This window comes from Candidatus Cyanaurora vandensis (assembly GCF_013285555.1).
Classification (GTDB): domain Bacteria; phylum Cyanobacteriota; class Cyanobacteriia; order Gloeobacterales; family Anthocerotibacteraceae; genus Cyanaurora; species Cyanaurora vandensis.
In genome coordinates, this window is sequence record NZ_JAAXLT010000219.1 from 1 (window position 1) to 8957 (window position 8957).

The window sequence follows — 8957 nt, forward strand, 5'->3', positions numbered from 1 at the left end:
AAAAGATTAGCAGAGAGGGGTATAAAACCCCTTGTTTGTTAACAAAAATCATTTTTTCTAATAATTCTTCCCTTCATCCTTTATTTATCGAGGTGCCCTTTAATGAGCCGACTAAGCTGAACGAAAAAAAGAAATCGAACGGCAACGAGCTGAGCATCTAGCGACTAAATTACGGGAACTCGGCTTGGACCCCGAGTAATGGGCTTGACCCAAACGCGATAAAGTCTACGGGGGACCTTGTGGATGAGGATGCCGAGCCTCGTCAAACCTCTGGACAAAAAAGGACTTGACAGGCAAAAACAATACAAGCTATGATTTCATTGAAATGAATGAAACAAAGGTCATGCACTTAGGTCAGGCAAGCGAGTTCCTTTGGGGACGGGAACGGGGGCGCGAGTTGCGCTACCAGATGGAGGAGCAATTGCAGCGTCTCCCCCAGGGTGGCACCCTAGTGGCTGACTTGGGGCTGGTGGCAGCGATGAATTACTCCGTGGCTCTGGAGCTTTTCGTCAAGCTACTCTCCGCTTGGGAGAAGGTCTATCCGCAACGGGGTTTCCTGGTGCGCCAGCCCTCCCGCGAGGTCGCTGAGGAAGTGAGTATGGCCCTGGAACACCACGGTCTGCTCGTTCTCAGCGAACCGCGCCCCAACGAGTGGGAACTGATTGGCAAAGTCTCCCAGGCTGACCGCGATACCCTGCAATGGGCCAGTCGTCAGCAGTACTTCACCGCCCCGGACCTCGCCGCCGCGCTCAATCTCAACTTGACCACCGCCAACCAGCGGCTCAAGAAACTGGAGAGCAACGCCGTCTGCATCCGCAATGCCATGGGACCGCGCCTGTACCGCTACTGTTTGTCCGGTCGCTAGAGCAGGGCCTATTTTTTCCCCCCAATTTCATTGATTTCACTGAAAGCAAACACTTCATCGAAGGAACGTCATGAACGCCATCAACACTGAGAAACGCCGTTACGCCATGCTCAATAAAGTCATGGTCATTGGTCGCCTGATCAAAGATTGTGAGGTCCGCTTCCTCGATTCCACTAAGGGTGAGTCCCCACTCCAACTGACGACCTTTGTGCTTGCTCTCGATGGGGCGGCTAACTATGGTCAGGAACCGGGCTTCTTGGAGTTCTCGCACTTGGGTGAATTTCCGGTGGCGGAGCATCTCTTGAAGGGCCGGCTTATTTACGTCGAAGGTCACATCACCCAGCAGCGCAAAGAAGTGGAAGGGCAACGGCGCACCTACACCAATTTCACCTGTGACCGTCTGCAACTGCTCTCAGCCAAGCCCACCGGAGATACTGTCACCGAGGAAGTAGGGGAGGAAGAGGAGTTTGGTTTGCCCGTAGCTCCGGCTCCCAAAACTCAGACCCCCAACGCACTCTTGGCCCAAACCCTAGTCAACCACTACGGCCCGATGGCGGAGTGGTCTGGTAAACAGGTGGGTGCTTTAATTCGTTGGCTCAAGGATAAGTCTGGGGTTGCCGCTGACCAAGTAACGCTAGAGGGTTTCTGCGCCCAACTCGAGCGTCTGCCCGCCGAGCGTGCCCAAGACATCATGGATGATCTGAACCGCGCCTTCGCCCACAAATCCGCCTAACCAGGAGTCTATCCATGACCGCTGTACTCGATAGCGTTGGCTACTACCTACGGCACCTCCAGCGTGAATCCCTTCTCACTGCCCAGGAGGAGGTCCGGTTGGGCCGTCAGATTGAACAGTGGCGCACCCGCCCCGACGCTGCCACAACGCGCTCGGGGGTCCAGGCCAAGCACCGTCTGGTCCAAGCCAACCTGCGTCTCGTCGTCGCGATTGCCAAGCGGTACCAGGGCCGGGGTCTACCGATGGCGGACCTGATTCAGGAGGGGAATCTCGGCCTGGAACGGGCGGTCCTCAAGTTTGATCCCCACAAGGGTTTCCGGTTTGCCACCTATGCAACTTGGTGGATACGACAGGCAATTGTCCGGGCGATTGACCAGCAGGGGCGGGTGGTGCGTCTGCCCAACCATTTGCATGATAAGCGTCGTCAATTCAACCGGGGAGCGGAGGAACTCAGTCGGACCCTTGGTCGCTCGCCCCGCCGTCAGGAAGTGAGTGCCCATACGGGTCTTAACTCCCAGCAAGTCCAGCAAATCCAGCAGTATTTCCAGCCTACGGCCTCACTGGAAGCCCCTCTCAACGCCCATCAAGATTTGACGCTCGCCGATACGCTCCGGGCGGAGGGGGGAAATCCCTTGGATCTAGCGGTCCACCAGGAAACTCAGCAGCGGCTGCACCATGCCTTAGCCCGTCTACCCGAAGCCCAACGGCAAATCTTGGCTCTACGCTATGGACTGACCGCGCTCACACCCCACACCGTGGCCCAAACTGCTCGTGAACTCGGTTTATCTCGCAAACACGTCCTCAACACTGAGGCTGCGGCTCTCCAACAGTTACGTCAACAGCTCCAAGACTTTCCTACCTGAGAATAGGACTAAGGGACCGGGGTTTACGTTACAAAACAGTAGTAACTGGAGCTTGGGCATGAAGAAATTGGTGGGCTTAGGGCTACTTTTGTTGACGGGTTGCGGGATGGCTCCTGATTTTTTAATTGCTTCTGAATCACCGTCGCCGCAAGCCCCAGCCCCGGCTCCCCCGTCCGCGCTCGTCCAGATGGAGACGACTGCCCACCAGCGCATCAATGCAATCCGGGTGGAACAAGGTCTCAAACCGCTCAAGCTCAATGCCGAGCTCACTCAAGTTGCCCGTGCTTACAGTCAGAAGATGGCCCAGCGGAATTTCTTCGCGCACACCAGTCCTGATGGGGATACGGTGGCTGACCGGGTGCGGGGGGTGGGGGTGGCTTACCGGGTGGTCGGGGAGAATTTGTTTAAGGGCACCAATATTCCAAACCCGCCTCAGACCGCCGTGGAGGGTTGGATGCAGAGTCCGGGGCATCGGCGTAACATCCTGCTGACTAGTTACACCGAGGCGGGAATGGGGGTTTGGCGTACAGGCAATACCTACTACTTCACTCAAGTTTTCCTGCGGCCTCTCTTTTAGAAGTAATTGGTTTGGGGGTTTGTAGTGATGGTTTTGTGCGGGGGATTTAGTAGTTTGCTCTGCGCCTGTACGCGGCAGGGTATGGGGCGGATGGGCTTCTTGGCTATCATGCAAGTATGAAATAGGTCTCATTCATGCCTGATCGTCAAGCTGTCCTCGATATCCTCCGCCCGGTCCAAGACCCGGAGTTGCGCCGTTCTCTGGTTGAACTCAATATGATCCGTGATGTTGAGATTCAGGACGGGCGGGTGAAGTTCACGCTGGTCTTGACGACCCCGGCTTGTCCGCTGCGCGAGATGATCGTGGCTGACTGCAAAAAAGCGGTCAGGAAGCTGGGTTTTCAGGATATTGATATCACGGTCACGGCGGAGACTCCCCAAGCTAAATCCCTGCCCGGTCGTCAAGGGGTCCCTGGGATCAAAAATATTATCGCGGTCTCCAGTGGTAAGGGCGGGGTGGGTAAGTCTACGGTGGCGGTGAATATGGCGGTCGCGCTGGCCCAGAGTGGGGCACTGGTCGGCTTGCTAGATGCGGATATTTATGGTCCCAATGCGCCGTTGATGCTGGGGTTAGAGGGCATCCGGGCCACGGTCAATAAGACGGCGGCGGGGGATATTCTGGAACCGCTCTACAACCATGGCGTGAAACTGGTCTCCATGAGTTTCCTGATTGACCGCAATCAGCCGGTGGTGTGGCGGGGGCCGATGCTTAATGGGATTGTCCGTAACTTTTTGTACCAGACGAACTGGGGTGAACTAGATTACCTGATCGTAGATATGCCGCCGGGGACCGGGGATGTGCAACTGACCCTGGCCCAGTCGGTGCCGATTGCCGGGGTGGTCATTGTTACCACGCCTCAAGAGGTCGCTAATCTGGATGCCCGAAAAGGGGTACGGATGTTCCAGCAGTTGGGGGTGACGGTGCTGGGGTTGGTGGAGAATATGAGCTATTTCGTCCCGCCGGACCGACCGGACCAGAAGTATTTCATTTTTGGGGAGGGCGGGACGGAAAAATCGGCCCTGGAGTTAGATATTCCGGTCCTGGGTTACATTCCTCTGGAGATCTCAGTGCGTGAGGGGGGCGACCAGGGACTCCCGATTACTTTGACTCAGCCTGAATCCTTGACTGCCCAGGCTCTACACGCCCTCACCCAAAAAGTCGCCGGTCTAGTCTCGGTGGCGGCCCTCGCCTAGGGGATCATCCCCCTGCTGGGTGAGGCTGCCCTAGGTCCAGAATCGCTATCTGTGGGGAACACTCATGGCGAAAATCATGGAAGATACGCTCCAAATTGCGATTCTAATTGAGAAAAACGTAGAGGACGCTGAGTTCCAGGTCCCCTATGCAGCTCTCCGTAAGACCAATGCCCGTGTGGTCATCCTCGGTTCACGAATGAATGAAGAGTACCGGGGGAAACAGGGCCGCCTCACGGTCCGGCCCGAGGGCACGACTACGGAAGCTCGGGCGGAAGATTATGCGGCGGTGATCATTCCCGGCGGGCAGGCCCCCGATGTGATGCGGACTAATCTCAAAACAGTGCGGTTTGTCCAGGAGATGATGGGCCAGGGGAAGTTGGTGGCGGCGGTCTGTCATGGTCCCCAGGTTCTCATTGAGGGCGATCTCTTGCGCGGTCGTCGGGCCACTGGGTTCCGTTCGATTCGTAAGGATATGCAGAATGCTGGGGCTGAATATGTCAATGAACCTGTGGTTACTGATGGCAACTTGATCACCAGCCGTCGTCCTGGAGACCTGCCTCTTTTCACCACGGCTATTTTGCGTCATCTGGGACTGCGGATTCCTGAGACGACCCTGCCCGAATTACATGACCTCCACGCGGGTTGGTGGAAGTTGGCGGCGGAATGGAATGGTTCTAGCCGGAGTGAGATTGCTGAGGGGATCAATACGGCTCTGACTGGAGAACGGTACGCGGTGGATGCTTTTGAGCGGTATACCCAGGCGACGGTGAGTGAACCCATCCAGACGGTCTTTAAGGACATCATTGCCAATAAGCGCAATCACATCCAACAACTCGCAGCCCGTCTTGCCCTGCTAGGTGAACGCGAATCCCTCCAGGCTCAAGCCAGTGGAGCTTATGCCACGATTAAGAACTTGTTGCAGACCCGCACTGATAATATCGGCGTGTTACGTCAAGCTTTGAGTGATCTACAAAATGGGGTGGTGGATACCTACCAACTCTGTAACAAGTACACCGACCCCACAACCACAGCAATTTTTGACGAAATGGAAGTGGACTTGGCCCAAGATGAGGAGCGGGTGGCAGAACTTTACTTGGCCCAGCGCGACCAAGCGATGCAACCTGCCCAACCGAGTACCGGAGCGACAGTTTAGAGGGTTGCTTTACGGCGGCGCACGGGTAGGCGTTCTTGACCGGGCTTGACGGAGACATCCGGGTGGTCCTTCAGACAAAAACGCCAGGGTAATTCCACGCCCTGGGTAATCCCGACCCGTTTGGTGGCGATGACGAGTGCGGGGTCTACCAAGCCGGGGGTCAACCAGAGGTCGCTAGTGGGGTCAAGTAGGTTGGTTCCGTTGTGTTGGGCACGGCTGATCCCCCAGTCCCGGCACAGGACCCCCGGCCCCTTGAGGCCCCCCGCCGCCGCTCGAATCAGCACCGCTCCGGGAATACCCTCGGGTTCACAGACGATATTCAGACAGAAATACATCCCATAAATAAGGTAGACGTAGGCGTAGCCGCTGGGTCCGAACATCACCTCATTGCGCGGGGTGCGGCGGCGGTAGGCATGACAGGCGGGATCGCCTTGGGTGTAAGCTTCCACCTCGACGAGACGAGCGGTCTGGGTGGCACCAGCGACCCGGCGGTTGAGCGACCAACCCAATAGTTCAGGAGCCACCAGGAGGGCGGAGCGGTCAAAGAAATCCATATTCCCCATTGTGGGGGCCGGGGTCCAACTTGGGCAAACTAGACCAGACCGGGCTGAAATGCTAGGTTGAAGCTTAAAGCATGAGAGCGCGTGATGGAAACGACCCTAGAACTGACCGCCGAAAACGTCGAACTGGTTTTGGATGAGTTACGTCCCTACCTGATGTCCGACGGGGGGAATGTGGAGTTGGTGGAGATTGAGGGACCGATTGTGAAATTGCGGCTCCAGGGGGCCTGCGGCTCCTGCCCCAGTTCCAGCTACACCCTCAAGTTGGGGATTGAGCGCAAACTCCAGGAGATGATCCCCGAGGTTGCCGAAGTCGAACAGGTATTCTAACGGAGCGCGAAAATGGTGCGGTGGGGATGGGTGTTGCTCTTGGTGCTGAGTCCGCCGGTTGGGTCCCAAGCCTACCCGGACTACATTGAAAAACAGATCCAAGCGGGGACCTTGACCCGTGCGGAGGCCCGTTTACTGTACGGTAGCCTCCGCCCCACCAAGCCCGCGCTACCACCGCCGCCGGTGGTCGGTTCCCAACCGGACACCAAAGCTTCAGATAAGCTTGCTCCCTATCAGGGGACTCTGACTGGCTTACAAGTCTCGGACCTGACCGCCCAGAGTGGCGCGGCCTTGACCGGGACCGTGTATCTAGTTAAAGACACCCCAGAAATACAAGAGCGGCTACAACGCCAGACTGACCTAGTTAAAAAACAAGGGCGCACCAGTGGCCCTGGTAAAATTGGTCGTCCTAACCCGCCCGGTGGCATCGGTAGCCCTCCGCCCGGGACGATTGGTACAGCGACCGGTGGACCGGGAGCAGTCTTGGCCCAACTACCGGGTTTCCAAGCGATTGCTAGCGAAAATGCCCTCACCCAGACCCTCCTCCAAGAGGGTAAGTTTGAACTTACCCCCCCGGTGCCGATTGTGCCCACGGCCCTCGTGATGGCGATTGTTCAGGCTGGAGACCGGATCGTCGGGGTCTGGGCGAGCCCAGCAGTCAAGGATAAACCCGTTGCGCTGACCCCGGCGGGCGCGATTTATTGGGTGCCCTAGCGCGAGTTACGGTAAGATACGGCGAATCCCAAGGACACAACCATGGACCGGTTTACCCGCACGCGCCAGAACGTCACGCAACGGGGCGGGACGCTTGCAGAGCTTTTTCGACTGTTGTGGCAGCGCAAATTGTGGTGGTTAATTCCCTTGGTGGCTCTGTTTGTCCTGGTAGCCTTGGTCTTAATCTTTGCTAATTCGGCGGGAGTGGTCGCACCTTTCTTGTACACGGTGTTTTAACGGGCATCCTTAAGGGAAGAGTTCAGGTATTCTGTAGTTGATTCGTGGGGACCTGCCGGTGGTGGAGCCAATTCTGTTGGAATTTGAAAAGCCCCTGGCTGAACTAGAACAGCGCATGGACCAGATCCGCATCCAGGCCCAAGCCGATGGTGTGAATGTCACTGACCAACTGGCCCAGCTAGAGGGTCAGATTATCCGGCTCAGGGTGGACCTCTTTGAGCGGCTGAGTCCTTACCAGCGGCTCCAAGTGGCCCGTCATCCCCAGCGGCCCAGTACCCTAGATTATTTCCAAACCGTCACCGATGACTGGCTGGAGTTGCGCGGGGACCGTTGTTTCGGGGATGACTTGGCCCTCGTTGGGGGGCTCGCCCGGATTGGTGACTTCAATGTGGTCATCCTGGGGCACCAGAAAGGCCGCGATACTAAGGACAACATCAAGCGCAACTTCGGGATGCCCCAGCCCGAGGGCTACCGCAAGGCTCTCCGCTTGATGCAACACGCTGACCGTTTTGGGTTGCCGATTATCAGCTTCATTGATACGCCTGGTGCCTATCCAGGGGTGCAGGCGGAGGAACGGGGACAGGGGGAGGCCCTGGCCCGCAATATCCGCGAAATGTTCCACTTGGGGGTCCCCATCCTCTGCACGGTCATCGGTGAGGGCGGGTCTGGGGGCGCGTTGGCAATCGGGGTCGGCAACCGGGTATTTATGCTAGAGAACGCCGTGTACTCAGTGATTGCCCCGGAGAGTTGTTCCTCAATCCTCTGGCGCGATACCAAACACGCCGAGGAAGCTGCCAACGCTCTTAAAATTACCGCTCGTGACCTAAAACGCTTGGGGATCGTGGACGATATCATCCCTGAACCTGTCGGTGGTGCCCACCGTTCCCCAATCGCCATGGCTCACACCCTCAAACAGACCCTGATCCATCACCTCAAGGAACTAACCAGCCAGTCCCCAGAGGAACTCCGCGCCCAACGCTACGAGAAATTCCGGCGCATGGGGGCGTTTTTGGAGGCTCCCTAGCCCTTGCCTGAGTACCCCCGATGTAATACGGTAAAGAGAACGCAGTTAGGGTGGTCCAATGGAAATTCTGAAATGGGTGATTACGGCGGTGGTCCTGCTCTTTGTGAGCATGTTTGTGTTTGGTTTCCTATCGGGCGACCCCCAACGTAACCCCAAGAATCCTAACTAAAATTAAGACCAAACTGAGCCCCTGGGAGAATCGTGCCTGTGCCTGTGCCATTGCCGCCCCCGCCGCCTGCTGAAGTCCGGCCTGTGGCAGCTAATGATCTGCGGGCAGATAACCAACGGGCTGCCGAGCTTCAGGGTAAAACTGTTGACTTGAAACAACAGGAAATTTTAATTCCCGTCGGGGGTGCCGCCGGCGAAAACCTCCGGCTCCAAGCCGATACGCAGCAATACACCTTCGAGGAAGAGCGTTTTGTAGCTCGTGGCAATGTCCGTATGGATTTTCGCGAGTCCTATCTTTTAGCGGATGAATTGCAAGTAGACCTAAAGACCCGCATTGCGATTGCAGTCGGTAATATCCGCTTAGTGCGCGGTGCCCAGGAAGTGACCGGGGAGCGCATCGAATACAATTTCGCCCTGGAAGAAGGCGCACTCTACCAAGCTAAGGGCATCCTCAATACCCAGACCCTCACCCAACTTGAGGCCCCTTCTCCCCTAGCCAATGACCCCGCCCCGCCCCCCGCTGGCGGTCAGGTCCTACCC

13 protein-coding genes are annotated in these 8957 nt (G+C 57.0%); 12 read left to right on the forward strand and 1 reads right to left on the reverse strand.

All coding sequences use genetic code 11. The features are described 5' to 3' along the window. The first annotated feature begins 343 nt into the window (after positions 1 to 343). The 6 genes from HFM78_RS15525 to HFM78_RS15550 all read left to right on the forward strand — a co-directional run bounded on the left by HFM78_RS15525 (position 344) and on the right by HFM78_RS15550 (position 5384). Positions 344 to 865: a hypothetical protein gene (locus tag HFM78_RS15525; protein ID WP_287130367.1), complete on the forward strand. Its 522-nt coding sequence runs from the start codon at positions 344 to 346 to the stop codon at positions 863 to 865. A 70-nt stretch (positions 866 to 935) separates the two neighbouring features. Next, entirely contained in the window at positions 936 to 1598 is a 663-nt protein-coding gene (locus tag HFM78_RS15530; protein ID WP_287130368.1) for a single-stranded DNA-binding protein, read from the forward strand. A 14-nt stretch (positions 1599 to 1612) separates the two neighbouring features. After that, positions 1613 to 2461 (forward strand): RNA polymerase sigma factor RpoD/SigA, encoded by an 849-nt coding sequence (locus HFM78_RS15535; RefSeq protein ID WP_287130369.1) that lies wholly within the window; start codon positions 1613 to 1615, stop codon positions 2459 to 2461. A gap of 58 nt (positions 2462 to 2519) precedes the next feature. After that, on the forward strand, positions 2520 to 3038 hold the full coding sequence (locus tag HFM78_RS15540; RefSeq protein ID WP_287130370.1) for a CAP domain-containing protein: 519 nt from the start codon (positions 2520 to 2522) through the stop codon (positions 3036 to 3038). Between the two features lie 134 nt (positions 3039 to 3172). Beyond that, on the forward strand, positions 3173 to 4231 hold the full coding sequence (locus HFM78_RS15545) for an Mrp/NBP35 family ATP-binding protein (protein ID WP_287130371.1): 1059 nt from the start codon (positions 3173 to 3175) through the stop codon (positions 4229 to 4231). 64 nt (positions 4232 to 4295) lie between these two features. Beyond that, positions 4296 to 5384: a DJ-1/PfpI/YhbO family deglycase/protease gene (locus HFM78_RS15550; RefSeq protein WP_287130372.1), complete on the forward strand. Its 1089-nt coding sequence runs from the start codon at positions 4296 to 4298 to the stop codon at positions 5382 to 5384. Here HFM78_RS15550 and HFM78_RS15555 read toward each other — a convergent pair. Further along, on the reverse strand, positions 5381 to 5938 hold the full coding sequence (locus tag HFM78_RS15555; RefSeq protein ID WP_287130373.1) for a DNA-3-methyladenine glycosylase: 558 nt from the start codon (positions 5936 to 5938) through the stop codon (positions 5381 to 5383). The genes HFM78_RS15550 and HFM78_RS15555 overlap by 4 nt on opposite strands. Positions 5939 to 6031: 93 nt before the next feature. Here HFM78_RS15555 and HFM78_RS15560 point away from each other — a divergent pair, with 93 nt between their 5' ends. The 6 genes from HFM78_RS15560 to HFM78_RS15585 all read left to right on the forward strand — a co-directional run. Then, entirely contained in the window at positions 6032 to 6274 is a 243-nt protein-coding gene (locus HFM78_RS15560; RefSeq protein WP_287130374.1) for a NifU family protein, read from the forward strand. 12 nt (positions 6275 to 6286) lie between these two features. Beyond that, positions 6287 to 6988, forward strand: a complete 702-nt coding sequence (locus HFM78_RS15565) for a hypothetical protein (protein WP_287130375.1) — start codon at positions 6287 to 6289, stop codon at positions 6986 to 6988. Between the two features lie 42 nt (positions 6989 to 7030). After that, entirely contained in the window at positions 7031 to 7225 is a 195-nt protein-coding gene (locus HFM78_RS15570; RefSeq protein WP_287130376.1) for a DUF5989 family protein, read from the forward strand. 52 nt (positions 7226 to 7277) lie between these two features. Further along, entirely contained in the window at positions 7278 to 8249 is a 972-nt protein-coding gene (locus HFM78_RS15575; protein WP_396033363.1) for an acetyl-CoA carboxylase carboxyltransferase subunit alpha, read from the forward strand. 58 nt (positions 8250 to 8307) lie between these two features. Next, positions 8308 to 8418: a photosystem II reaction center protein I gene (locus HFM78_RS15580; protein ID WP_287130378.1), complete on the forward strand. Its 111-nt coding sequence runs from the start codon at positions 8308 to 8310 to the stop codon at positions 8416 to 8418. Positions 8419 to 8456: 38 nt separating this feature from the next. Next, positions 8457 to 8957 (forward strand): LptA/OstA family protein (locus tag HFM78_RS15585; protein WP_287130379.1); only part of this gene is annotated, 501 nt, incomplete at its 3' end.

What these genes read in the sequence shown, in the direction of transcription:
- HFM78_RS15525 (WP_287130367.1), top strand. Translation starts at nt 344, where the DNA reads ATGCACTTAGGTCAGGCAAGCGAGTTCCTTTGGGGACGGGAACGGGGG.
- HFM78_RS15530 (WP_287130368.1), top strand. Translation starts at nt 936, where the DNA reads ATGAACGCCATCAACACTGAGAAACGCCGTTACGCCATGCTCAATAAA.
- HFM78_RS15535 (WP_287130369.1), top strand. Translation starts at nt 1,613, where the DNA reads ATGACCGCTGTACTCGATAGCGTTGGCTACTACCTACGGCACCTCCAG.
- HFM78_RS15540 (WP_287130370.1), top strand. Translation starts at nt 2,520, where the DNA reads ATGAAGAAATTGGTGGGCTTAGGGCTACTTTTGTTGACGGGTTGCGGG.
- HFM78_RS15545 (WP_287130371.1), top strand. Translation starts at nt 3,173, where the DNA reads ATGCCTGATCGTCAAGCTGTCCTCGATATCCTCCGCCCGGTCCAAGAC.
- HFM78_RS15550 (WP_287130372.1), top strand. Translation starts at nt 4,296, where the DNA reads ATGGCGAAAATCATGGAAGATACGCTCCAAATTGCGATTCTAATTGAG.
- HFM78_RS15555 (WP_287130373.1), bottom strand. Translation starts at nt 5,938, where the DNA reads ATGGATTTCTTTGACCGCTCCGCCCTCCTGGTGGCTCCTGAACTATTG.
- HFM78_RS15560 (WP_287130374.1), top strand. Translation starts at nt 6,032, where the DNA reads ATGGAAACGACCCTAGAACTGACCGCCGAAAACGTCGAACTGGTTTTG.
- HFM78_RS15565 (WP_287130375.1), top strand. Translation starts at nt 6,287, where the DNA reads ATGGTGCGGTGGGGATGGGTGTTGCTCTTGGTGCTGAGTCCGCCGGTT.
- HFM78_RS15570 (WP_287130376.1), top strand. Translation starts at nt 7,031, where the DNA reads ATGGACCGGTTTACCCGCACGCGCCAGAACGTCACGCAACGGGGCGGG.
- HFM78_RS15580 (WP_287130378.1), top strand. Translation starts at nt 8,308, where the DNA reads ATGGAAATTCTGAAATGGGTGATTACGGCGGTGGTCCTGCTCTTTGTG.